Raw genomic sequence first — 24,119 nt, 5'->3', positions numbered from 1 at the left:
AAGCACACAGAGGATACTATGCAGAATTTTAAAGCACCACAAAGAGATACTTTATTCGTGACCAATGAATTATTTGGTTTTGAAGAGCATTACCAACGCCTAGGCTTCGAAGATGCCACTGATGACCTAGTTCGTGCGATTTACGCTGAAGCAGCTAAATTCGCAGAAAACGTGTTAGCACCGATCAACGCGTCAGGTGATGAAGAAGGTTGCCAATTTAATGATGGTGTAGTGACCACACCAACAGGCTTTAAAGAAGCTTATAAGCAATATGTAGACGGTGGATGGCCCTCAATGTCTCACCCTGTTGAGTATGGTGGTCAGGGACTTCCATATTCACTTTCTACCTCAATGGCAGAATGGTTTTCGGGCGCAAACCACAGTTGGGCAATGTATCCAGGCCTGAGTCAAGGTTGTATGGAAACACTCAAAGCTCATGGTACTGAAGAACAGAAGAAAATCTATCTCGAAAAGTTAGTCGAAGGTAGCTGGACCGGTACGATGTGTTTAACTGAATCACACTGTGGCTCTGATTTAGGTATGCTTAAATGTAAGGCTGAACCAGCAGAAGACGGTAATTATAAGCTGACCGGAACGAAAATTTTCATTTCCGCAGGTGAACATGATATGTCTGACAATATTGTGCACATTGTGTTGGCTAGGTTGCCTGATGCACCAGCGGGGACGAGAGGTATTTCACTGTTCATAGTACCAAAATTTAATGTTGACGCGAGTGGAAATATTACCGATCGTAATACGGTTAAATGTGGTTCTATTGAGCACAAGATGGGCATTAAAGGCAGTGCAACTTGCGTTATAAACTTTGACTCAGCAAATGCTATTTTGATTGGAGAACCCAACCGTGGTTTAAATTGCATGTTCGTATTCATGAACATGGCAAGAATCGGCACAGGTGTCGAAGGTTTGTCTGCAACTGAAGCCGCTTTTCAAGGTGCATTGGCTTATGCGCAAGACAGAACACAATTTCGTTCAATGTCAGGTGTAAAAAATCCAGATGGAGCTGCTGACCCTATTATTGTTCATCCCGATGTTCGACGTATGCTGCTAACGCAAAAAGCATTACGTGAAGGTAACCGAGCACTTGCCATTTATTGTATGCAACTCGTTGATATAACGCAGCATGATCAATCGGTAGAAGAAAAGAAATTAGCAGAATCAAAACTGGCATTATTAACGCCTATCGTAAAGGCGTTTTTAACTGAAACAGCACAAGAAACAACAAGTTACGGCATGCAAGTATTTGGTGGCCACGGCTATATAAAAGAATGGGGCATGGAGCAGTTGGCTCGCGACACTCGTATTTGTACAATGTATGAAGGCACAACGGGTATTCAAGCTATTGATTTGTTAGCGCGTAAGATTATGGGTTCAAAAGGTGAACTTTTAAACGTGTTCACTCGTGAAATTAAAAGCTATTGCGCGACTATTCGTGATAAGAAGCAATTTAATCATTGGTCAAACGCAATTGAATCACACGTTGATGAATGGCTACAAATGACTCATGACATCGGTTTGACCGCGGCAAAGAACCCTGATGAACTGGGCGCAGCGTCGGTTGACTACCTTATGTATTCTGGTTATGTCACTGTGGGTTATTTTTGGTTAAAAATGGCAGTAGTGGCGCAACAGAAAATTGACGAAGGGACGTCTGAAGTTGATTTTTATAATGCTAAATTACAAACAGCAAAATTCTATTTTGATAGAATGTTAACCCGCACTAGATCATTAGTGTCAGCGATTAGCTCAGGTTCAGAAAACTTAATGCAGATGGATGCTGAGCACTTTTATCAAGGCTAAGTAAGCATTTGTAAAGAGCATATAAAAAAGACGAACACGTTAATGTGCTCGTCTTTTTTTTAAAGGCAAATGCCTTAGCTTGGTTTTTCGTCAAATTAAAAGGTGATGTAATGATCTCAGAGCATGAGGTAGTATTGCCAACCACGACTATTCAATCTCTTAGTGCCAACGCAGGCGACATCAACACTAAGGCTGTGTCGGTATTTTATCATGGATTTCCAGAGCACATTATGAATCTGCTAAATGCATTTTTAACGCAGGTAGTGGTTGATATTGATAAATGAAAACTAAAAAACGAGCTAAATAAGCTCGTTCTTTTAAGTCAGGCGCAGCTATAAATGTTTGTATGTTTTGGCTACTTCCATGATTTGTTCACGCATCCAAATATGAGCAAGGTCATGATCGGCGCTAACGTGCCAGTATAAGTAATATTCTACGGGTGCAATCTCAAATGGCATTTCGTAAATTGACAAATCGTAATGTTTAGCCAAGTGATAGGGCAAACAAGCAATTAGGTCGGTTTTAACAATGGTACTTGGCACCGTTAAAAAGTGTTGACCACGCATCACTTCTTTACGCCTTTTACCTAGTTTATCCAATTCCATGTCGATAGGGCCAGCTCCTTTCTTACGATGGGATACATTAATATGTCCCAACTGCAAGAATGTCTCTAAGTCCAAACCATTTTTAAGTAAAGGATGATTTTTTCTAGCAAGCACGACAAAACGATCGGATGCAATTTTATGTTTTAGTAAATGCGGGTCAGTGAACGCTGAAGCATCAGCAAAAAAGTCTAGGCTACCACTTGCCATCGCTGAGACCACGCTGGTTCTTGCAATCTCATAGTTAGTTAGCGTGATATTAGGGGCGCGATCCTGTAAAAGCCCCATGAGTCGCGGCATAATACTCACTTCTAATAAATCACGACTGGCAAAGTTGAAAGCCTTGTGAGCTGTAGATGGTTCAAAAGTGTGTGAATCTTGCACGCTTTTACGCAAAAGACCGAGTGCCTCGCGCGCAGGCCCAATGATATTCTGTGCTACTGGTGTTGGTGTCATACTATGTCCTGTTCTTACGAACAAGGGGTCGTTCAACATTTCTCGAAGGCGGGCGAGGGAGTTACTTACCGCGGGCTGGGTAATGCATAAAACGTCTGCAGCCTTAGTTAAGCTGCCAGCGGTGTAAATGGCATCAAATACACCAAACAGGTTGAGGTCAATACGATTCAAATTCATCTTATAATTGTTCCCTATAGTGCGATATTGTTATTTTCTATTCGACAAAACTGATTAAATCTATCATTAATGACCGCGCATACATTAATATAACTGATAGTATAAATCGAAATTAATACAAATTAGTAATAAAAATAGGAATAATATGGAATTTTCACAAATAAGTGTTGGTGATAAGTTACCTGAAACTACTTGGTTTAAAATTACTCAGCAAAAAATTAATGAATTTGCAGTGGCCACAGGTGACCATCAATGGATCCACATTGACCAAGAACGGTGCGCAAAAGAGAGCCCATTTAGCACCACGATTGCACATGGCTTTTTGTCAGCATCATTGATACCAATGATGTTTGAACAAATCATTACTGTCGACCCTACACGCAATACAATGATTAACTATGGCATCGATAGTTTACGATTTCTTGAGCCAGTCAGAGTTGACGATTATATAAAATATCAGTTTACGGTGGCAGATATAGAGCAAAAGCCGATGGGGAAATTGTATAAAGTTACCGCACAAGTGGATATAAAAAACAGAGACAAACCCGCTTTAGTAGGGACCTTTCTTACTTTATTAACAGGTAAGTAGCAAACTTCGTTGACACAAGCTCACTGGTTCCTATGATCGCTATTGGCCGAATGGAAATCGTGAAAGATGGCGCATCCTTTGTAACTGTTCGTGCTAGTGGTAACCAAGATTTGGTGCCAGAAGAATCGACCGCATTTAACCTAGGATTTTTGTTAGAGCCGATTGATGATTTGTCGATAGAGCTTGATTATTGGAGTTTTGATTTTACAGACTTAATTCAACAACATTGGTGTGTTGAGTCCAGAGCTGCGTCTCAACTTTGGTCTAAATTGGAAAACTGATAGTTACTCTGCAAACTTTTTTGTAGGTTATATTAGTAGCTATGATGACGATCAAAATGTGGATGCTGTCACTGGCAATTTCCTAGAGATAGACAGTCACGCCGCCCCGATGCCCTGCTCAATATCGACTTAGGCGCCAGATATATGCTCGATTAGCAGTGCAGTTTTAAGTGCTCAGTTAGCTGATTTGTTAATGCAAAAAAAAGCCAACACTGTGTGTTGGCTTTTTAATATGGTTGCGGGAGCAGGATTTGAACCTACGACCTTCGGGTTATGAGCCCGACGAGCTACCAGACTGCTCCATCCCGCGATTGTTCTGGTCTGAACCGGCTTTGCCGTTTCAAGAGGGCGTATTATACATAGCTAATTTTGCTTAGCAACCCCGTGTACGTGCAAATTCATCATTTAGCCTCGTTCTATTAAGGTGCTACTATTAATGTGCTACTACTAAGGTGACATCATTAATATGCGTTAATATTTGCTAAAAGAGATAAAAAAAAGCCAATACAATGTATTGGCTTTTTAATATGGTTGCGGGAGCAGGATTTGAACCTACGACCTTCGGGTTATGAGCCCGACGAGCTACCAGACTGCTCCATCCCGCGATTGTTCTGGCTTGAAGCGCTTTGCGTCTCAAGTGGGGCGTATTATATATAGAAAATTCTGCTTGGCAACCCCAGTTTCACAATTTTTTTAAAATAAACCTTAAGTGCATAAATAAAATACGGAATGGGTTTATATTGCTTTTTTATTAAGCGTATTCCTAGTTTATTAGTTTCTATATCACCTAGTGTTCTCTTAACGTAGACCGCTAAACTGATAGTGTTAATTTAGTTAATCTTTATGTTCTGCAAAGGTCCATTTTTTCTGCCATCTTAAAGTCCAGTTCACTAATGCCACTCACGTCGTGAGTTGTTAGCTCGACTTCAACTTTATTGTAAACATTAAACCATTCCGGATGATGTTTAAGCTTTTCTGCCCATATCGCGATTTGCGACATCCATCCAAACGCACTAATAAAATTTGTAAATTTGAAAGTTTTGCAGAGTTTTTCGTTTTTGATAGCCCATTGATCATCAACTGGCAAATTTTGATTCAGCTGCGTCAAAGCCAATTCGACTTGTTCGGTAGTATATTTTGCAGGCATCGTAGATATCCTTCATTAGTTAATGGTTTGCCCGAGGTTTGTACAGACTGATACAGCTTGAGTAAAATTTCAAGTAATTGGCAGAAATAAGAAGTGAACAGTTATATTTGCGTATATACAGCAACGCAGTTATACTACTCGCAAGTTTTGAGGCGGGCTCCCTGCACATAAGCAAATTATCAGGTTGTAATAAGCTAATAATTTTCTGCATAGTAGCGTCTAGGTCAAGCGTCTGAAGGGCTGTAGGCATTTTGGGCATTAACATGAAGTATTTGTGAGCTCCGCTTGACCGGGGCTTTCTTGTATCTAGCGTTTAGAAAAATAAACGCGATAGAGTAAAGTATGGGCTATATGCCCTTTTTTTGTTTTTGGAGTGTTAATTTGTCGCAACTTGAGCGAAAACTGACAGAAATGCTAATCGCCCCCGTTGAGGCTTTAGGCTTCGAGTTGGTTGGTGTAGAATTTGTGAGGGCAGGAAAGCATTCAATTTTACGAGTGTTCATTGACCACGAAGATGGTATTGACGTAGATAATTGTGCGGATGCGAGTCATCAAATAAGTGCTGTATTGGATGTTGAAGACATAATTACAGCGGAATACAACTTAGAAGTATCATCACCAGGGATGGACAGGCCGCTTTTTAATTCTGCTCATTATGCATTGGTTGTTGGTGAGACTATTACTGTGAAGTTATCAATACCGCAAAACGGCAGACGTAATTTTAAAGGACTTTTATTAAAATGCGAAAATGACACCATTTTAATAAAAGTCGATAATGATGAGTTTTCTTTGGCTATTGCTAATATTGAAAAAGGCAATTTAGTTCCAAATTTTGATTAACTATTGGGGAGTGTTTGCTTCTACTCGGGGCAATCTGTGAGGCTTATAAAATGAGTAAAGAAATTTTGTTGGTGGCTGAAGCCGTTTCAAATGAAAAACAAGTACCAAGAGAAAAAATATTTGAAGCATTAGAGTTTGCTTTAGTTAGCGCCACTAAAAAGAAAAATGAAGGCGATATTGAAGTTCGTGTAGCGATTAATCGTGAAACGGGTGATTTTGATACTTTTCGTCGTTGGTTAGTTATTGAAGACGATAGAATACAAGAGAACCCGTATGCTGAAATGACAATTTCAGCTGCGCAAATTGACGAGCCAGACATTCAACTAGGTGACTACGTTGAAGAGCAGATCGAATCAATTTCGTTTGACCGTATTACAACACAAACAGCGAAACAGGTTATTGTACAAAAAGTACGTGAAGCTGAACGAGCTCAAATGATTGCTGAATACGAAGACCGAGTCGGAGAATTAGTTACTGGAACGGTTAAAAAAGTAAATCGTGATAATGTCATCATAGACTTAGGTAATAATGCGGAAGGCGTTATTTACCGAGATGACATGCTGCCTCGCGAAACTTTTCGTCCAGGCGACAGAGTGCGTGGATTACTTTACGTGATTCGACCTGAAGCAAGAGGTGCACAACTCTATATTAGTAGAACACATCCTGATATGTTGGTTGAATTGTTCAGGTTAGAAGTGCCAGAAATTGCAGAAGAAACACTAGAGATTAAGGCTGCAGCGCGTGATCCAGGCGCGAGAGCAAAAATCGCTGTGAAGACTAATGACAAGCGTCTAGATCCAATTGGTGCTTGCGTTGGGATGCGTGGTTCTCGTGTTCAAGCCGTATCTGGTGAATTAGGTGGTGAGCGAGTTGATATCGTGTTGTGGGACGAAAATCCTGCCTCTTTTGTTATCAATGCAATGGCACCCGCTGAAGTTGCTTCAATCGTTGTAGATGAAGATAATAAAACCATGGATGTGGCTGTTGAGGCAGATAATCTTGCTCAAGCAATCGGTCGCAGTGGTCAAAACGTTCGCTTAGCGAGTCAATTGACTGGTTGGGAACTTAATGTAATGACAGTTGAAGCCCTAAATGCAAAGCATGAAGAAGAAAATACGAAAGTATTAGGGATATTTACCTCAGGTTTAGATATTGACGAAGAGTTTGCATCGATTTTAGTTGATGAAGGCTTTACGTCATTGGAAGAAATTGCTTACGTACCAGTAAGTGAATTATTGGCGATAGATGGTTTAGATGAAGATACCGTTGAAGAGCTGCGTGGAAGAGCGAAAGCTTGGTTAACGACTCGCGCACTAGCAAACGAAGAATCATTAGAAGCATGCGAGCCAAAGCAAGAATTACTCGACCTCGAGGGCATGAACAGACATGTTGCGTATGTTCTTGCGAGTAGAGGCATCATCGATTTAGAAGGGCTTGCAGAGCAAGGTACCGACGAAATTAGTGATATTGAAGAATTAGACGATGAAAGTGCGGGTAAGCTAATTATGGCTGCACGTAATATCGTTTGGTTCAGTGAAGAATAGGTCAACAGGGGATAGTAAAGAATATGGCAGAAGTATCCATAGAAAAACTCGCCACAGATATTGGCACAACCGTTGATCGTTTGGTTCAGCAGTTCAAAGATTCTGGTGTAACAAAAGCCGCAGGTGAAATTGTTACTGAGGAAGAGAAAAAAATATTGCTTGATCACTTGAGTAAATCTCATGGTGGTACAGGTGTCGAAGGGCCTAGGAAAATGACACTTCAACGCAAGACGACTAGCACGATTAGCCTAGGCAAATCGAAAGCAGTTAAAGTTGAGGTTCGTAGAAAGCGCACTTATGTTAAACGTACTGACTCTGAAGAGCAGCGTTTAGCCGAAGAAGAGGCGGCAAATGCTGCCACTGCGGCACTGGCTCAATTAGAAGCAGAGAAGAACGCAGCAGATGCTGCCAAAGCAGCTGCTGAAGAGAAAATTGCGAAGGCAGCCGAAGCACGCAAAGTGCAAGAAGTAGAGCGCGCAGCTAGAGTTGAAAAAGCCAAGAAAGAAGCTGAAGAACGCAAGAAGAATGAGCCAACTATGTCCCCAGAGGAAAAGAAAGCTCATGATTTAGCTCGTTCGGAAGAAGAGCGTATTAGAAAACAGCAAGAAGAAGAGATTCAACGCAAACTTGAAGAAGATGCGAAGAAGGCAGCTGAAGAGGCGCGCAAACTTGCAGAAGAAAATGATATGCGCTGGAAAGAAGAAGAAATTCGTCGCAAGAAGCAAGAGGCTGAAGATGTTCACGTTCATTCCAACCGCTATGCACAAGAAGCGGAAGATGAGCAAGATATGAAAGTGGAACGCACTTCTCGTCGTCGTAAGAAGTCGAAGAAGAATGCGGGTGAAGATCTTAAGCACGGCTTTAACAAGCCTGCACAGCCGGTTGAAAGGATTGTTAAGATTGGCGAAACCATTACCGTTGGTGAACTAGCTAGCCGCATGGCTAAGAAAGGCACTGAAGTCATCAAAGCGATGATGAAAATGGGTGAGATGGCGACAATCAATCAAATACTCGACCAAGATACTGCCGTATTAGTGGTTGAAGAAATGGGCCATAAATATGAGCTTGTTAATGACAATGCACTTGAAGATGAGTTGATTGCTGATTCAGCGCAAGGTGACAAAGATACACGTGCGCCAGTAGTGACTATTATGGGTCACGTTGACCATGGTAAAACGTCCTTGCTTGATTACATTCGACGCGCGAAAGTTGCTGACAGTGAAGCTGGCGGTATCACTCAGCATATTGGTGCCTACAGTGTCGCAACCGATAACGGTCGTATCACTTTCTTGGATACACCAGGACATGCCGCTTTTACGGCAATGCGTGCACGTGGCGCGGTTGCAACTGATATTGTTATATTAGTTGTTGCGGCTGACGATGGTGTCATGCCACAGACAAAAGAAGCGGTTCAGCATGCTCGTGCAGCTGGCGTACCTTTAATTATTGCCGTTAACAAGATGGACAAAGAAGGTGCAGACCCTGACAGAGTAAGAAATGAGTTGTCACAACTCGAGGTTATTTCTGAAGAGTGGGGCGGTGAGCATCAATTCGTGTCTGTTTCAGCGAAAACAGGTATGGGTATTGATTCATTACTTGAAGCTATTTCATTGCAAGCTGAATTGCTTGATTTGAAAGCGGTGGCAACGGGTCCTGCTCGCGGTATTGTTATTGAGTCGCGCTTAGATAAAGGTAGAGGCCCTGTTGCTTCTGTTCTTATCCAAGAAGGTGAATTAAAGGCGGGCGACATCTTATTGTGCGGTGAAGAATACGGTCGTGTTCGAGCGATGCGTGATGAGCATGGACAAGAAATAAAGCTTGCAGGTCCTTCTACTCCAGTTGAAGTTCTTGGTCTATCTGGTGTGCCAATTGCTGGCGAGAACGCGCTTGTTGTTCAAGATGAACGTAAAGCACGAGAGGTTGCTGCAAAACGCCACACTAAACAGCGTGAAGTTAAATTAGCTAAGCAACAAAAAGCGAAGCTAGAGAATATGTTTGCGAATATGGAATCCGGCGATGTTAGTGAATTGAACGTGGTGCTCAAAGCCGATGTTCAAGGTTCAATTGAGGCCATTGCAGAAAGCTTAATTAACCTTTCTACCGACGAAGTTAAAGTGAACATCGTGGGTAGCGGCGTAGGTGGTATCACAGAGACTGACGCAAGTTTAGCGGCGGCATCAAGTGCCATCGTGGTTGGTTTCAACGTTCGTGCCGACGCTTCTGCGCGCCGTGTCATTGAAGCTGAAGAAATAGATTTACGTTACTACAGCATTATTTATGAACTGATTGATGAAGTTAAAAAAGCGATGAGCGGAATGCTTGCGCCTGAATTCAAGCAGCAAATCATGGGTCTTGCAGAAGTACGTGATGTATTTAAATCGCCGAAGATTGGCGCAATTGCCGGTTGTATGGTCACCGAAGGTGTCATTAAGCGGGCGAATCCAATCAGAGTACTTCGAGATAACGTGGTTATTTATGAAGGCGGACTTGAATCATTGCGTCGCTTTAAAGATGATGTTCAAGAGGTTAAGAAAGGTATCGAATGTGGTATCGGTGTTAAAAACTATAACGATGTTAAAGTTGGCGACCAAATAGAAGTATACGAAGTCGTTGAAGTCAAAAGAGAACTCTAGAAGACCGCTTAGCGAAAAAATCATGCATTGTGTTTGTAGCTGATTGTTATAAATAATGTAGAGAAACCAAATACGGGGGCTTTTAGCCTCCGTTTTTTTCATTGCGCAATGTGTGTGTAATTGAAATCAGGAGAATAAAATGGCGAGAGAATTTTCTCGGACAGATAGAGTAAGTCAGCAAGTTCATAAAGAGATTGCTAGTATCTTACAAAATGAATTTAAACATCGTGAACCTGAAGTAGGTATGATCACTATATCAAGTGTTGAAGTTTCTCGAGACCTTGCACATGCTAAAATCTATGTGACTTTCTACCATAATGATGAAGATAAAATAAAGGATGATCTCGTTAGACTGCAAGATGCAAAAGGATTTATCCGTACTTTGCTTGCCAAGCGTATACGTATGCGGGCTGTTCCTGCTGTTCATTTCTTTAGAGATGAATCTATTACTGAAGGGATCAGAATTTCTACCTTGGTCAATCAAGCCAGAGCTAAAGATGAAGCAAAGGCAAAAGACGCCTCTGAAGACGAGTAGAGATAAAAGCAGAACATGGCAAGAATAAAAAGAGGCAGGGCGATTAATGGCGTCGTTCTTGTTGATAAGTACACCGGTGAGTCATCTAATTTTATCTTACAGCAAGTCAAACGCTTATACGGGGCAGCGAAAGCGGGTCATACGGGTGCGCTTGACCCCCTTGCAACAGGCATGTTGCCTATCTGCTTAGGAGAGGCAACTAAGTTTTCTCAATTTCTGTTAGATGCAGATAAAACGTATATAGTGACCGCAAAGCTAGGTGAACGTACCGATACCTCAGACTCAGAGGGCGACGTAGTAGAAACGAGGCCCGTTAAAGTTACACGGGAGCTAATTGATTCTGCTGTAGAGGCGTTTCGAGGGGTAATTAAGCAAGTACCATCGATGTTTTCAGCACTTAAACATAAAGGTAAACCGTTATATTCTTACGCTAGGCAAGGTATCGTTATTGAGCGCGAAGCTCGTGAAATTACTATTCACTCCTTAGTTGTGCTGCGCTACGAAAATAACCAGTTGGACATGCAAATAGCCTGTTCAAAGGGCACATATATTCGCACTTTGGTAGATGATTTAGGTCAAGCACTGGGTTGCGGTGCGCATGTTACGATGCTTCGTCGTACCAAAGTGGCGGACTACCCGAGCAAAAACATGATTACTGTTGAAGAATTGCAATCCCTGTCTGAAGATTTATCAATAGACAGGCAGTTTCGTACTTTCGATAAATTGGATGCCTTGTTATTACCGACAGATACTGCAGTCTCAAATCTTCCTGCTTTTAATGCCACTGACGCTAGCATTGAGCGTTTTTTGCATGGACAAGAGATCCTTGAAGAAAATCAATTTCCTATAAACGATCTGGTTAGAATTTATAGGGACTCGGATAAACGCTTTTATGGCATGGCAGAAGTCGATATGGCTGGAAATCTGCAACCCAAACGAGTGGTTGTTTACAAAGAAAGCTATTTCGGCGAAAACTAAGCTAAAGCACTTGTGTATTATCGCTTCACGGGTATAATACGCCCTCTTTTTGGCATGACTGAATTAGTGATCGGCATGCTGTTGTTTAAACCATCTATCTATATTGGAGATAACTATGTCACTAACTACAGAAGAAATCGCAACAATCATATCCGACTTCGGCGTTAAAGAAGGTGATACAGGTTCACCAGAAGTTCAAGTTGCCTTGTTAAGTAATAACATCAACAAACTTCAAAGCCACTTTAAACAGCATAAGAAAGACCACCATTCACGTCGTGGTTTGCTACGTATGGTTAGTCAGCGTAGAACATTACTTGATTACTTAAAAGGTAAAAGTGTTGAGCGCTACCAAAGTCTTATTAAGCGTTTAGGCATACGTCGTTAATTCGATAGTTTAACGTTAGATATAGAAAAAGCACCCTCGGGTGCTTTTTTTGTGTCTGATAAAGAGTAAAATACAGTCCCATCATGACCAATTGACGTCGATAAACGTCGCTACTTGATTACGTAGAGGCTGTTCTGAGTGGCGTTATTTACACTGTTCTTTTGGCAATCTCTTGTAGTAGGGACTCTAAATCCGCGATCTTTTCAAGCAGTGTTGAATTTTTTGCCTCTACATTCCTAACCTTATCGCTCAGGGCTCTTAGCTGTTTCATCTGTTCACTTACTTTTTCACCTGCTTGCTCAGCATTAACATTTACTACCAACATATCGTTGGCTTGAGTAGTGAGTTTTTCATTTAAGCCGTTTATGCGGCTCAACATTTGTTGAACATTAGTTGTCGCGTCTGTTAAATTCACTTGAATGCTTTTAATATCAGTTCCAAGGTTCCCTTTTGTGCTTACTAAGTCATTATTTAAGGCCTTTATATCTTCTTGATTGCGTCTCCAAGCTGAAGCCCACAATTTATCCATTTGCCCCCATAATTCTTCAGTCCTTTCGGATAACTCAGTGACTTTAACGCTAAGCGCGACAGTTGAGTTACCCATTTCTTCGTCAGTTGCAGATAAACGTTGTTCAAGTGACTTCAGTCTGTTGTCCGCATCAATCGCTATCATGTTAGCTTGTCCAAGCTGCGCATATAGATAAACGCACGCTGCACACGCGGCAATGGCGACAGCGAATACAATTGATGTAAATAGATGTGAACCACTTGCTATTGAATGAGATACTGGTGGCTCTAAGGTGGCTTTACCTGCTGGACGACGCTCGTCTACTTCTATGTTAATGGGCGCAAAATCTTTATCATTTTGTGACATATCTATGCTTTCTTCTCGTGTTAATCCTCTGCTGGTATGGTAGATCAAAACGTCAAAATATTCATGTTTAAATTTATTCAAATTTCACCGTTTTGATGTAGATCCACGGATTTATAGGTATGCTTTTCGTGTCGTAAACATGACTTACTAGTATGGACACCTATACTACAATGACATATATTGCATGCCGAGTTCTTAAAACGTCGAATTACTATATGAAGTTGACCAGTAAAATATCGTTTACTTTAGGTGTGCGAACGCTGATCTTGGTATTAATGCTAGGATTAGTGATGTCCTTTTTACAAACCTATATCGACTTTAAGAATCGACGGGCCGAAGTCAATTCCTCGATTGAATCAATCATCGATGCATCAAAGGATTCTGCTAAAAACGCCGTTTGGAAGCTAGACAATGATTTAGCCGCTTTAGTTATTAAAGGCTTAACCTATTTTAATCACTTTTCATATGTCGCTATCTTAGATGAAAGTGATAATGTTTTAGCCGAGTCACATAAAAAGCAGCTAGAGCAATCCAACAAGGTTCTCTCCTTTTTCTCAGTCCCAAATATTCGAGAATATGTTGTACCCTTAACTATTTCTGAACTGTCTTCGGTGAACGGTAGTGAGTTGCTATTGGGAACAGGGCAAATGCGGATCCGAATTAATATTCATTCGTCACTTAGTGATGTATATGACCGCGCGGTGGTCACTTTTATTATCTCGCTTGCTGGCTATATCGTTATATCGTTTGCATTGGGCTTGCTCTATCATTTGAGTTTAGCTGCTCCGCTTATGCGTTTAGCGAGTCGCTTCGAAACAGTGAATACGGCTTCTTTTACTGAGCAATCCATCAGCAAGCTTAAAGGCCACGGATCGGATGAATTTAGTAAAATTATTGATTCAGCTAATGATTTATTAGGTCGAATAGCATCAGCGCAAATTCTCCTCACTCAACGCAGTCAGCGCTTTCGACTTATACTGGATACTGCTCCAGCAATTATTTATTCATTGGACAATGAAGGAAAATTCGTCTTCGCCAATAAAGCGACAGCGTTATTCTATGGCTACTCAATATTTGATTTGAAAGGAAAGCTGGCTTCTGAAATTATTGAGCCTGTTGACTCAGCGTTAATGGAAGTTTTGAACACGTTCTTAGACAACAATTCTCGACAGATGAATAAAGTGTTTGAGGCCTACGATTCTCAAAAAGTGAAATGTGTAATGGAAATGTCATTCGTGAAATTTCATACCTACGATGGACAAAGTATTTTGGTTGTGGGGAATGATGTTACGAAACGCGTTGAAGCCGAAGAAAAAATTGAAAACTTAGCTTATTGTGATTCACTTACAAATTTACCAAACCGCAACAAAGTATATGAAAAGTTAAACTCGCAAGAAGTTGCGATCGCAAACAGTCAATATCAAGTTGCCATATTGGCAGACTTAGACCAATTTAAACGAATTAATGACACCTTGAGCCACAGTGTAGGTGACCAACTTATAGTGAAACTAGCTGAGCGCCTAACAATCGAATTTAAGGATATTGGTTTTGTTGCTCGCTTAGGTGCTGACGAGTTTCTGCTGCACAGCGAGCAGCTGTCTAATAATCGAGAGATTGCAAATACAACGGCGGTTGAACTTGCTGAAAAACTAAGAAGATGTATCAATCGAGAAATCGATATTGGTTCGCATCGCTATAATTTATCCGCAAGTTTAGGCGTAGTTGTGTTCAAACATGGTTTTGAAACAGCGGATGAAATCCTTCAGTATGCAGATACTGCTATGTACGAATCTAAAAAATCGGGGCGCAATTGCTCAACATTATTTATTGATAAAATGGCAACTGAAGCGGCTGAATTACTTAAATTAGAACGTGATATCAGTAACGCAATTTTTAAAGACGAATTCTTTTTTGTCCTGCAGCCGCTCATATCCTCTGTAACCATGGAAGTGACCTCAGCAGAGGCACTTATCCGCTGGCAACGCGATGATACAATTGTTGCACCCAATGAGTTTATTCCATTTCTTGAAGAAAGCGCGATGATTATTGAGGTTGGTGATAAAATGCTGACAAAGGTATGCGAATTCTTAGTGCAATTGAAACAGCGAGGACTGTTAACTGCTTCGTTTAAAATCGCTGTCAACATCAGTGGAAAGCAGTTGTCGGAGGCTGATTTTATTGACAAAGTAACCAATGTGTTGAGAAAATATCAAATTGCTGGACACTATCTTGAATTTGAAATTACCGAGAGTGTCGCCTTAGATAACCTAAAAGACACCATCAATAAAATAAATGAATTAAAACAAATTGGTATTAGTTTTAGTCTGGACGATTTTGGTACTGGGTATAGTTCACTTAGCCATTTAAAAGATTTACCAGTTGATAAATTAAAAATTGATCAGTCTTTTATTAATGACATTAATGTTGATAAACAGGATGAAAACCTAGTTAAGGCAATTCTCCAACTGGCGGTCAATTTAGGTATTGTTACTGTTGCTGAAGGCGTTGAAACAAAGGAGCAAGTAGAGTGGCTGAAAGAAAATGGCAGTATGTTGTTGCAAGGGTACTACTTCAGTCGCCCGATTTTACCTGACGAATTTATTGAAAAGTATTTAACCTCCAAAGACAAAGTAACAATGGTATCACAGACGTAATACGAGTGCCCAATGCAGTCTGTTTGCCGAACCACTGACTGCCTGCTTAGATAGTTAGTCCCTCAATCAGTTAATCAATTTACCCTCAGTTCGCTGCTCTCAATATCGTTCGGATAGCATTTGCTAGCGTTATGCGCCTGATTGGTTTGGTTAAGTAATCGTTCATGCCACTTTTAAAAGCGATGTCATGATCCTCCTGCATTGCATGTGCAGATACACCAATTATGGGTACGCTTGTATTACCGCTTTGCCTTATAAGCTTGGTTGCCTCTATACCATCTAAAACAGGCATTTGAACATCCATTAACACCAAGTCATATGCTTCGTATGCTTTCACTTTCTCAATAGCTTCCTTACCATTATTAGCAATGTCGTAGGTCAGTCCTAAACTTTTTATCATTTCACCCATTAACATTTGATTGATCGCGTTATCTTCAACTAACAGTATGTGTCCCTTGAATTTGCTTATTTTTGGAGTAGCAGATTGTTCTTGTAAAAGCAGGCTTGGTTTATTATCAATATTGGTATGACCATTCAAAATTGAAACAAAGTGATTAATGTCGTTAAATGAAAAAGGATGAGTTAGCACCGGGCAACCCCATTTTTCTTGTAGTTCCTTAGCTAACCCCGATGGGTAGGTTTTTGTTATGCAGCCAAAGGTGATATTGCGTTCATGCAAACGTGTAAACATTGAATTTAGAGAGTGCGCGCGTGCAAAATCATCAATATCAAATATAAAGACAGTTTCCTCGCGATCAACAATCGCATTAATCTCTTGGTATGACTTATACAGCGACGTAGGCGCAATTATGTTGAGGTATTCTTGGTAGAAGAAATGGGAAGAACCTTCAGACACAAAAACTAGCGACTTTTTAATTCCTGTTAAGGTAGTACAAAATGTATCACTGCCCTCTTGAATAAGTTTGAATGAGCAAGTGAAGGTGCAGCCTAAACCGAGTGTCGAAGTTGCTTTTACTTCGCCATGCATTAAAGAAGTTAATTGCTTAACGATAGAAAGACCGAGACCCGTTCCGCCATACTTTCGACTTATCGAATTGTCACCTTGTGTAAATGGCGTAAATATCGATGTGAGCCTACTTTCCTCTATACCAACACCTGTGTCCTTTATTTGCACCTCCAAAAAGCAGATCCCTAACTCTGTACTTTCTTTCCTTAAAAAAGATATAGATATCGTGCCTGAATGAGTAAACTTGATCGCGTTATTGGTTAAATTTAAAATCACTTGTGAAATGCGCAGTGGATCACCAATAGCCTGGATAGGCAGGGTGGGTTCAATCAATATCTCTACATTGAGTTTTTTCTCTGTTGCTGGCGATACTGAAAATGCAGTGAGACTATCAAACAGTTGGGTCAGACAAAATGACGCGTTATCGATTTCGAGTTTACCGGCCTCAATTTTTGAGAAGTCCAAAATATCATTGATGACATTCAGTAATATCTGACTTGAATACGCGACTTTTTGTAAGTTATCTCGAACTTCTTTAGAAAGGGGGCGTTGCAGCAAGATATCTACCACCAAGTTGAATTTTATTCAGTCTACTTTCGACTCCTACAAACAAAGTATTAAAGCGTTTCACTGCGGAATCACTTCCGGTATCTTTAAATATTAGGACCTGTCGTTGTAAGTCTAAAATATCTCTTTCTAATTCGCGGACTAGCTTTTCTTCGGTAATGATTTCTTGATAATTAGAAAATGCTCCAATTAACTGACCTTGGTTGAGTTTTGCAAACAATACTTGGCTCAGTAAAATTAATATAAACATTAACAAAAATAATGTCACTTGGGCTTTTAAAGAAAGTCTCATATTATTTCTTCATTTTGCTAGGGGCTAGGAACTAAGAAAGTCATACCACTTTTCCAAACTGTAATCGTAGGTAGGCATAACTGTGTTTCACACTGCAACGTTTTCAAATCTTTGTTCATAACTTCCGCCGGACCGGTCCTTTTTTTACCGAGACTTTGCCATCAGTGCCGGTTAAATCGCGAGGTGCTATTTTGCTTTTGTACCAGTAGTCATATTCGCCCGCCGTAAGAAACGGTTTCGACCTGTTCGGGTTGGAGATATAGTAACCTTGACGTGCAATAAACGGGCCTGCCCAGCCAGATAGCCACCAGTTCATGTACTGATATGCAAGCCCTTCCCGGCATTTTTTCACTTGCGAAGATAGGCACATTACGCCATGCCAGCCTCTATATCCTTCTTTAGGAGCTGCAAAACATGAGTGCCTAATATCCGAAGTTGTGGTCGTGATTTGCCGATCGCGAAGCTTGAAAAAGGAAGAACTGTTGCGGCACTAACTAGGGCTGCAGATTTGAGAATGTGTCGGCGTTGCTCATCTACGTTGCTATTCATAAGACCTCTTATTGGCTATAAAACTCAATTTGAAGATGACTACAGAATGTAAATGCAGAGCAAGCTAGCATGCTTTAATTGACTTAATTCGCATGATAGTGCATATTTATTGAGCGAAGTTATAAGGTTTTTTATTACTTTAAGTTTTTTTAATATAATAACAATGCCTATATGTAATGTCTTTCTTCATGAGCACTGATATCGAACTTTTTTAATCATGCAAGAATAAATTTTTAACGTTTTATGCCTCCTTCTGCAGTTGTATTTAAACGGAAAGTAATCGAACAATGACTATTGCCGCCATACCACCAGATGAAATGAACCGTTTAGATGCCTTGTATAGGTATGAAATATTGGATACCGAAAATGAAAGTGCATTTGATGAGTTGACACAATTGGCGTCAGAGATCTGTGACACTCCAATCGCATTAATTAGTTTGATAGATCCAGACAGGCAGTGGTTTAAGTCGAAAGTAGGTTTGGACGCAGAAGAAACGTCCAGAGACATTGCTTTTTGCACTCATGCAATTAACCAAGAAAAGGTATTTGAAGTAAACGATACGTTTCATGATGAGCGCTTTAAAAATAATCCATTAGTCACTTCAGATCCAAATATTCGGTTTTATGCTGGCGCACCACTGATAACTCCAGATGGCCATGCCATAGGCACTATTTGCGTCATTAGTGATAAACCCAAGAAGCTGAATGTTCATCAACGTAAAGCAATGGAAATTCTTAGTAGGGAAGTTATTTCTCAATTGGAACTGCGTCTAAAGGTGATTCAATTAAAAAAAGCCAATCAAAGAACAACTGAATTTCTATCCAGATTAAGTCATGAATTGCGCACTCCTCTTCATTCCATTGTAAGCCTAAGTCAATTAATGCTGGCAGATAATGAGTCATACCTCTCAAAACAAAATACAACTTATCTACAACATATCGATTTCAGTGGTAAGCAATTATTAAAACTAGTTGATTCAATCCTCGACATTAGTAAAATTGAGGAAGGCAGTTTTGAGCTTTACGAGAGAATAACCAATTTAAAAGATTTCTTTTTTAATATACAAGGTGTTACCTGTTCGTTAGCCAAGGAGAAGGGCCTTGATGTTAATTTTAACCTGACTTTAAACGACATTAATCGTATTAAGATTGATGATCTGCGCTTGAGTCAAATTATGTTGAATTTAATTAGTAACAGTATTAAATTTTCAACAGCAAAACAGTCAATATTTATAGATATAGTCGTCAACAAAAGCAAACTCGTTATAGCAGTAAAAGACAATGGAATTGGCATATCTGAAAAAGATATACCTTTATTGTTTAATAAATTTCAACGAGTAGGCGACAATAACACTACAGAGGGCGCTGGCCTTGGTTTAATGATTACTAAGAATCTAGTAGAGCTCATGCATGGCAATATAAAACTATTGAGCAAGTTAAATAAAGGTACATTGGTAAAAGTAAATATTCCTTTGAATAGCAATAATATGGATGAAAAATCCGGGAATGCAGAACCATTGGTAGCATTGTTTGATCCAAATATAAAAATATTAGTCGTAGAAGATAACGATATTAATCAAGAAGTCACTAAAGCTATTTTCAGCTCAATAAAGCTAAATATTGATATTGCTCATAATGGTGAGAGTGCTGTTATGCTTGCACGTAAGCATACATATGACGTTATTTTTATGGATCTACATTTGCCCGATTTTGACGGTTTTACAGCAAGCAGTGAGATAAAAGAATCAAACCCTCAGCAAAAAATAATTGCTTTGACCGCCGATGTTTTTGCTAAGCAAAACCCAAAGGTAATTGCCTGTGGTATTAACGATGTTGTAACTAAGCCTTTTAATATAGGTGTGTTATTTTACGTTCTTAACGAACACTGTCCAATGAAATAGGTTGATTCACTCTAGCTCATATTTAGTTCGAACATAAAAAAAGACGCTTAAAAGCGTCTTTTTTGAATTGGTGGAGCTGGCGGGAATTGAACCCGCGTCCAGAAAGCGTCAACCTTTGGTACTACATGCTTAGTTTGTCATTTATTTAATCCTATGGACCCCGACAAACAGGGTTCCTTCGGACTGGCCTAATACTATTTCGCGGTTCAACCTTAGACAAGTATCCCTCGCTATTTCACTAGTATGACCTTCCGTACCTCAGTTAGTGAAAAGAACTTGAGTGGAAGGGCCTATGCAGGGTATTAAGCTGCTAGTGCGTAGTTTTCGTCGTTTGCGACTATTTTTTTGCGGCTTTTTTAAGAGGCCAGCCGCACCTCTGCATGCACCTCCAGCATCATTGAATCCTGTCGAATCCAGAGCAGCCCCGAGATAAGTATGGATTATAGCACGCTTACATTAGCGGGACAGTAATATTTCATTGATTTTGATCTGTTAGAACAATAAACCGGCAACTATTCAACGGTTTATAGCAAACTATTCAAGGAGGTGACTTGAAATGTCAGCCTAAGATGTCATTCTATATAACACAATAGATTATACAGACCCCACTTGCCATGACAGCTTTCACGCCACTTGTTCTTCCAAATGGAATAGAAATAAAAAACCGTTTTGTAAAAGCCGCCATGGAAGAAAATATGGCGCAAGACCATCAGTTACCGGGAATTGCGCTGAAAAACTTATACGCGGCTTGGGCTAAAGGTGGTGTAGGTATGATCATTACCGGCAATGTAATGGTCGACAAAATGGCAATGACAGGTCCTGGCGGTGTTGTACTTGAGGCTGATACACCCATTGAGCCGTTTCGAGATTGGGCTGAAATAGCTAAGCAGAACAACACAATCGTAATAATGCAAATTAATCATCCGGGCCGTCAGGTATTCAAAAAGATGGGTGGAAAAGTGCTTTCACCCTCTGATATTGCGTTAAATTTGGGTAAACACAGTGGTTTGTTTTCGCAACCTAAGGCAATGTCCGAAGGGGAAATTGATGATGTTATTGCGCGCTTTGTTATTACCGCAAAGCGAGCTGAGGAAGCTGGTTTTGATGGTGTTGAAATTCACGCTGCCCATGGTTATCTGGTAAGCCAATTTTTATCGCCGTTAACCAACGTCAGAAAAGACCAGTGGGGCGGTGAGCTGCAAGACCGAGCCAAACTACTATATGAGATTATTAGTCAGGTAAAAAAGACCTGCGGTAAACAGTTTATTGTTTCGGTTAAGCTCAACTCTGCTGATTTTCAACGCGGCGGTTTTGATGTTGCCGATGCCATTGAAGTCGTTAAAACCCTGAACGCAATGGGAATGGATTTTATAGAATTGTCGGGTGGCTCATACGAAGCCCCAGCCATGCAGGGGAAAAGTGGAGATGAGAGAACCCTTGCCCGAGAAGCTTATTTTCTAACCTTTGCTAAACAGATTGCGCAGCACAGCAGTATTCCAGTAATGACGACCGGGGGCATTAAACGGCTCACTGTTGCCAATGAAGTATTGGCAGCTAATATCGATCTCGTAGGCATTGCCTCGGCATTGGCCTTCAATCCGGCATTGATTAACCAATGGGTGGTCGACCAAGATACCTCGGGTTATATTCCCGCAACTGCGTGGAAAGATAAAACACTCAGTGGATTAGCGAATATGGCACTCGTCAAACGTCAACTAAGACGGTTAGGAAAGGGCGATAAGCCAACCGTAAACGCATCACCGTTGGTCACCTTGATTATGGACCAAATAAGAGCGGCTAAACTGACAAAAAGGTACAGAAAACAGTACATAGATTAATATTGAATATTGGCATACGGCTGACGATCTCTTAATTTAATCGGATTAACCCTGTTTTATTTGCAGGGTTAATACCTTATTTATTAAGCACTGTGTTTCATCATACGTTCTTTTTGACGTGCCCAATCTCTGTCCTTAACAGTGTCGCGTTTATCGTGTTCCTGCTTACCTTTGGCTAGCTGAATTTCCAGCTTGACCCAGCAAGCTTTCCAGTACATCGCCGTTGCAACAATGGTTAGACCTTGTCTGTCAAGTCCTCCCATAAGCTCTTCTATTTCGCGTTTTTTTAACAATAGTTTGCGTATACGGGTAGGTTCACTAATCACATGTGTCGAGGCCTGATTTAAAGGCATAATATTAATATTACTTACATAAGCTTCACCGTCTTTAATAAAAACGTAGCTATCGGTAATATTCGCCTTACCGGCTCGTATTGCTTTAATTTCCCAGCCCTGTAATTGCATACCGGCCTCGAATTTATCAATAAAATAATATTCGTGGCGAGCTTTTCTGTTCAGTGCAATGGTGTCGTTGTTGTTTTTGGATTTTTTCATAGTAGGTATTATACGTAGACTTGATTGCTTTGTCTTTATGTCCTTTATTTTTCGTCACGAAAATTACAACTATCGTGATAGAATAGTATGTATTGTAACCTGAGGTTGTTTTTTATTAATGCCGAGTATTAAAAGAAATGCATTAGTGGCTTATAGTGCAAGCCAAATGTATGACTTAGTCAACGATGTTGAAAAGTACCAACGTTTTTTACCAGGGTGTGTAAAAAGTGAAGTAATAGAAAGTAGTGAAAATTACATGCTTGCCTCACTTGTGCTCTCCAAAGCGGGTGTAAAGCAAACGCTGACCACATCAAACACACTAATTAAAGATACCGCCATTGAGATGGACCTGTCCGATGGCCCATTCAAATCACTTTCGGGTGGTTGGCGATTTACGCCTTTGTCTGATGAAGCGTGCAAAATTGAACTTAATCTTCACTTTGTTTTTTCCAGCAAGCTAATGGAAATTGCTTTTGGTAAAATATTCAATGCATTGGCAAACAATATGGTCAGTGCATTTGGTAAGAGAGCAAAGCAGGTGTACAAGTAATGTCCAGCGCTATTAATATTGAAGTTGTTTATGGCCTGCCACACAAACAGACCTTGCTAACGCTAAAAGTCGCGGCAAATAGCACGGTTTTACAAGCAATTGAAGCGTCAGGGATCAAACGAATTTATACCGAAATTGATTTAAACGAAAACAAAGTCGGCATATGGAATCGCACGTGCAAGCCCACCGATACCTTGCTTGAAGGTGACCGTGTTGAAATTTACCGTCCCATGGTAGCTGATCCCAAAGAAGTTCGAAAACGCCGTGCTGAGAAGGCAAAAGAAGAAGGGCGTGCTGATAAAGTCACGGGTGGTCGACTTAATCCAATGAAAACCAACAAAGTAAAAAATAGTGAATAGCACCCAGCTTGCTAATCACGTTTAAATATAATTCTCCAAGTGGTGCAACAACACCATAAAAGAACCAGGTACCCTCAGTATTTTCTTCTTTGCAGGCCCGTCTTAGCGAGTATTTTAGCTGATATTTCTTCGATTGAAAATTTAGTACTGTTTAAGTAAGGGATCTTTTCTTTTCGATATAAATTTTCAACTTCACGCAACTCCATTCTGCACTGTTGCATGGATGCATAGCGGCTGTTGGCTCTTCGCTCGGAGCGAATTTGATGCAATCTATCGGCATCAATAGTGAGCCCGAATAACTTCTTTTGAAACCCCTTTAGTGACGGTGGTAATATCAAAATATCGCCCATATCGTCTTCCGTAAATGGATAATTGGCTGCTTTAATACCATATTGAAGGGCTAAATATAAACTGGTTGGCGTTTTACCTGAGCGTGAAACCCCAACTAAGATAATGTCAGCTTCATGATAGTCTTTTAGGTTTGAACCATCGTCGTTTGCAAGGGCGTAGTTAACTGCTGCAATTCGTATATCGTAGGTTTTTTCATGAATGCTATGGGTGCGGTGTTTTTCAGGTTTGGACGGAACGCCAATGACTTTTTCGAGAGGGGCTACGAATTGGTCAAGAAAGTTATAATTAATGCCAACTGATTCACTCATTAATTTGCGAATTTCAAAATTCACCATGGTATAAAATACCAATGGTCGCTGTCCGCTTTTTTCAAAATGCGCTTTGATTTGTTCGAGCACTATTTTAGCATGTTGTTCTGTTTCAACAAAAGGGATTGTAATATGCTGAAACTCAACAGGGAATAATGATAACAAAGCATGTCCGAAAACCTCTGCAGTAATGGCCGTGCCGTCGGATATATAAAAAGCAGCTCGCACAACATCTCCTTAACATTGTTGTAAATTAATTACGAAATAAAATTAAATTTTACTTAGCATACAGGTCAATTTAGAATCCTGTGTGTGCGTCGTAAATATGTGTTTACTAATGTGCACTAATGATTGTAATCAATCATACCTT

Annotated in this window: 23 protein-coding genes, 2 tRNA genes, 1 other RNA gene and 1 pseudogene; 15 read left to right on the top strand and 12 right to left on the bottom strand. The window is 40.4% G+C overall.

From position 1 onward, the window contains the following. Window positions 1-18: 18 nt before the first annotated feature. Both CXF81_RS07815 and CXF81_RS20035 read left to right on the top strand, forming a co-directional pair. On the top strand, window positions 19-1,818 hold the full coding sequence (locus tag CXF81_RS07815; protein WP_101180804.1) for an acyl-CoA dehydrogenase C-terminal domain-containing protein: 1,800 nt from the start codon (window positions 19-21) through the stop codon (window positions 1,816-1,818). Window positions 1,819-1,928: 110 nt separating this feature from the next. Beyond that, window positions 1,929-2,102, top strand: a complete 174-nt coding sequence (locus CXF81_RS20035) for a hypothetical protein (protein WP_198556347.1) — start codon at window positions 1,929-1,931, stop codon at window positions 2,100-2,102. Between the two features lie 48 nt (window positions 2,103-2,150). On the opposite strand, the gene CXF81_RS07805 is transcribed toward CXF81_RS20035, so the two are convergent. Further along, the gene (locus CXF81_RS07805; RefSeq protein ID WP_101180803.1) at window positions 2,151-3,053 is read right to left on the bottom strand and encodes a LysR family transcriptional regulator; all 903 of its coding nucleotides are present in this window, start codon (window positions 3,051-3,053) and stop codon (window positions 2,151-2,153) included. 145 nt (window positions 3,054-3,198) lie between these two features. Between CXF81_RS07805 and CXF81_RS07800 the strand changes: the two genes are divergently transcribed. Both CXF81_RS07800 and CXF81_RS20285 read left to right on the top strand, forming a co-directional pair. Then, window positions 3,199-3,642, top strand: a complete 444-nt coding sequence (locus CXF81_RS07800; protein WP_101180802.1) for a MaoC family dehydratase — start codon at window positions 3,199-3,201, stop codon at window positions 3,640-3,642. Between the two features lie 50 nt (window positions 3,643-3,692). Further along, entirely contained in the window at window positions 3,693-3,923 is a 231-nt protein-coding gene (locus CXF81_RS20285; RefSeq protein WP_232771840.1) for a TonB-dependent receptor, read from the top strand. 233 nt (window positions 3,924-4,156) lie between these two features. Here the strand turns inward: CXF81_RS20285 and CXF81_RS07790 are convergent. From CXF81_RS07790 to CXF81_RS07780, 3 genes are all read right to left on the bottom strand, one after another. Continuing rightward, window positions 4,157-4,233: transfer RNA gene (locus CXF81_RS07790), tRNA-Met, on the bottom strand. A gap of 218 nt (window positions 4,234-4,451) precedes the next feature. Beyond that, a tRNA-Met gene (locus tag CXF81_RS07785) sits at window positions 4,452-4,528 on the bottom strand. Between the two features lie 236 nt (window positions 4,529-4,764). Continuing rightward, the gene (locus tag CXF81_RS07780; protein WP_101180800.1) at window positions 4,765-5,070 is read right to left on the bottom strand and encodes a 4a-hydroxytetrahydrobiopterin dehydratase; all 306 of its coding nucleotides are present in this window, start codon (window positions 5,068-5,070) and stop codon (window positions 4,765-4,767) included. Between the two features lie 381 nt (window positions 5,071-5,451). Between CXF81_RS07780 and rimP the strand changes: the two genes are divergently transcribed. The 6 genes from rimP (at window position 5,452) to rpsO (ending at window position 11,985) form a co-directional block, all read left to right on the top strand. Next, on the top strand, window positions 5,452-5,910 hold the full coding sequence (gene rimP, locus CXF81_RS07775; protein ID WP_101180859.1) for a ribosome maturation factor RimP: 459 nt from the start codon (window positions 5,452-5,454) through the stop codon (window positions 5,908-5,910). A 50-nt stretch (window positions 5,911-5,960) separates the two neighbouring features. After that, window positions 5,961-7,454: a transcription termination factor NusA gene (gene nusA / locus CXF81_RS07770; protein ID WP_101180799.1), complete on the top strand. Its 1,494-nt coding sequence runs from the start codon at window positions 5,961-5,963 to the stop codon at window positions 7,452-7,454. 23 nt (window positions 7,455-7,477) lie between these two features. Next, window positions 7,478-10,087 carry a translation initiation factor IF-2 gene (infB, locus tag CXF81_RS07765; protein WP_101180798.1) on the top strand — a complete coding sequence of 870 codons (2,610 nt, stop codon included), beginning with the start codon at window positions 7,478-7,480 and terminating at the stop codon, window positions 10,085-10,087. A 139-nt stretch (window positions 10,088-10,226) separates the two neighbouring features. After that, on the top strand, window positions 10,227-10,622 hold the full coding sequence (gene rbfA / locus CXF81_RS07760) for a 30S ribosome-binding factor RbfA (RefSeq protein WP_101180797.1): 396 nt from the start codon (window positions 10,227-10,229) through the stop codon (window positions 10,620-10,622). Between the two features lie 15 nt (window positions 10,623-10,637). Then, window positions 10,638-11,600, top strand: a complete 963-nt coding sequence (gene truB, locus CXF81_RS07755; RefSeq protein ID WP_101180796.1) for a tRNA pseudouridine(55) synthase TruB — start codon at window positions 10,638-10,640, stop codon at window positions 11,598-11,600. A gap of 115 nt (window positions 11,601-11,715) precedes the next feature. Further along, window positions 11,716-11,985 (top strand): 30S ribosomal protein S15, encoded by a 270-nt coding sequence (rpsO, locus tag CXF81_RS07750; protein ID WP_101180795.1) that lies wholly within the window; start codon window positions 11,716-11,718, stop codon window positions 11,983-11,985. Between the two features lie 148 nt (window positions 11,986-12,133). Here rpsO and CXF81_RS07745 read toward each other — a convergent pair whose 3' ends face one another. Further along, window positions 12,134-12,940 carry a hypothetical protein gene (locus CXF81_RS07745; RefSeq protein ID WP_157825522.1) on the bottom strand — a complete coding sequence of 269 codons (807 nt, stop codon included), beginning with the start codon at window positions 12,938-12,940 and terminating at the stop codon, window positions 12,134-12,136. Between the two features lie 209 nt (window positions 12,941-13,149). Here CXF81_RS07745 and CXF81_RS07740 point away from each other — a divergent pair, with 209 nt between their 5' ends. Beyond that, window positions 13,150-15,513, top strand: coding sequence for a bifunctional diguanylate cyclase/phosphodiesterase (locus CXF81_RS07740; protein ID WP_232771839.1), 2,364 nt, complete (start codon window positions 13,150-13,152; stop codon window positions 15,511-15,513). 85 nt (window positions 15,514-15,598) lie between these two features. Here CXF81_RS07740 and CXF81_RS07735 read toward each other — a convergent pair whose 3' ends face one another. From CXF81_RS07735 to CXF81_RS07720, 4 genes and pseudogenes are all read right to left on the bottom strand, one after another. Further along, entirely contained in the window at window positions 15,599-17,038 is a 1,440-nt protein-coding gene (locus CXF81_RS07735; protein WP_157825521.1) for a response regulator, read from the bottom strand. Beyond that, window positions 17,016-17,339: a hypothetical protein gene (locus CXF81_RS07730; RefSeq protein WP_101180791.1), complete on the bottom strand. Its 324-nt coding sequence runs from the start codon at window positions 17,337-17,339 to the stop codon at window positions 17,016-17,018. Before CXF81_RS07730 ends, CXF81_RS07735 begins: the two co-directional genes overlap by 23 nt. Window positions 17,340-17,363: 24 nt before the next feature. Continuing rightward, window positions 17,364-17,751: pseudogene (locus CXF81_RS20280) on the bottom strand (signal peptide prediction); the annotation flags it as partial. Beyond that, a complete protein-coding gene (locus tag CXF81_RS07720; protein WP_101180790.1) occupies window positions 17,709-17,888 on the bottom strand; it encodes a hypothetical protein in 180 nt (59 codons plus the stop codon). The pseudogene CXF81_RS20280 and the gene CXF81_RS07720, both read right to left, overlap by 43 nt. Before the next feature lie 287 nt (window positions 17,889-18,175). Between CXF81_RS07720 and CXF81_RS07715 the strand changes: the two genes are divergently transcribed. Then, window positions 18,176-19,789: an ATP-binding protein gene (locus CXF81_RS07715; RefSeq protein ID WP_101180789.1), complete on the top strand. Its 1,614-nt coding sequence runs from the start codon at window positions 18,176-18,178 to the stop codon at window positions 19,787-19,789. Window positions 19,790-19,857: 68 nt separating this feature from the next. Here CXF81_RS07715 and ssrA read toward each other — a convergent pair. Beyond that, window positions 19,858-20,215: a transfer-messenger RNA gene (gene ssrA / locus CXF81_RS07710) on the bottom strand. A 188-nt stretch (window positions 20,216-20,403) separates the two neighbouring features. On the opposite strand from ssrA, the gene CXF81_RS07705 reads away from it, so the two are divergent. Continuing rightward, window positions 20,404-21,627 carry an NADH:flavin oxidoreductase/NADH oxidase family protein gene (locus tag CXF81_RS07705; RefSeq protein WP_101180788.1) on the top strand — a complete coding sequence of 408 codons (1,224 nt, stop codon included), beginning with the start codon at window positions 20,404-20,406 and terminating at the stop codon, window positions 21,625-21,627. A gap of 83 nt (window positions 21,628-21,710) precedes the next feature. Here CXF81_RS07705 and smpB read toward each other — a convergent pair whose 3' ends face one another. Further along, window positions 21,711-22,181, bottom strand: a complete 471-nt coding sequence (smpB, locus tag CXF81_RS07700; protein ID WP_101180787.1) for an SsrA-binding protein SmpB — start codon at window positions 22,179-22,181, stop codon at window positions 21,711-21,713. Window positions 22,182-22,299: 118 nt separating this feature from the next. Between smpB and CXF81_RS07695 the strand changes: the two genes are divergently transcribed. Together CXF81_RS07695 and CXF81_RS07690 are read left to right on the top strand one after the other, a co-directional pair. After that, window positions 22,300-22,731, top strand: a complete 432-nt coding sequence (locus tag CXF81_RS07695) for a type II toxin-antitoxin system RatA family toxin (RefSeq protein ID WP_101180786.1) — start codon at window positions 22,300-22,302, stop codon at window positions 22,729-22,731. Next, window positions 22,731-23,090: an RnfH family protein gene (locus CXF81_RS07690; RefSeq protein ID WP_101180785.1), complete on the top strand. Its 360-nt coding sequence runs from the start codon at window positions 22,731-22,733 to the stop codon at window positions 23,088-23,090. The genes CXF81_RS07695 and CXF81_RS07690 overlap by 1 nt, the downstream gene beginning before the upstream one ends. Window positions 23,091-23,164: 74 nt before the next feature. Here CXF81_RS07690 and CXF81_RS07685 read toward each other — a convergent pair whose 3' ends face one another. Beyond that, window positions 23,165-23,977 (bottom strand): pyruvate, water dikinase regulatory protein, encoded by an 813-nt coding sequence (locus CXF81_RS07685; RefSeq protein ID WP_101180784.1) that lies wholly within the window; start codon window positions 23,975-23,977, stop codon window positions 23,165-23,167. Window positions 23,978-24,119 lie beyond the last annotated feature (142 nt).

This window comes from Glaciecola sp. 33A (assembly GCF_002836745.1).
In the GTDB taxonomy this organism is placed as follows: Bacteria; Pseudomonadota; Gammaproteobacteria; order Enterobacterales; family Alteromonadaceae; genus Glaciecola.
The sequence above is the reverse complement of the archived record's forward strand: the minus strand, read 5'-3'. Positions and strand labels throughout refer to the sequence as shown.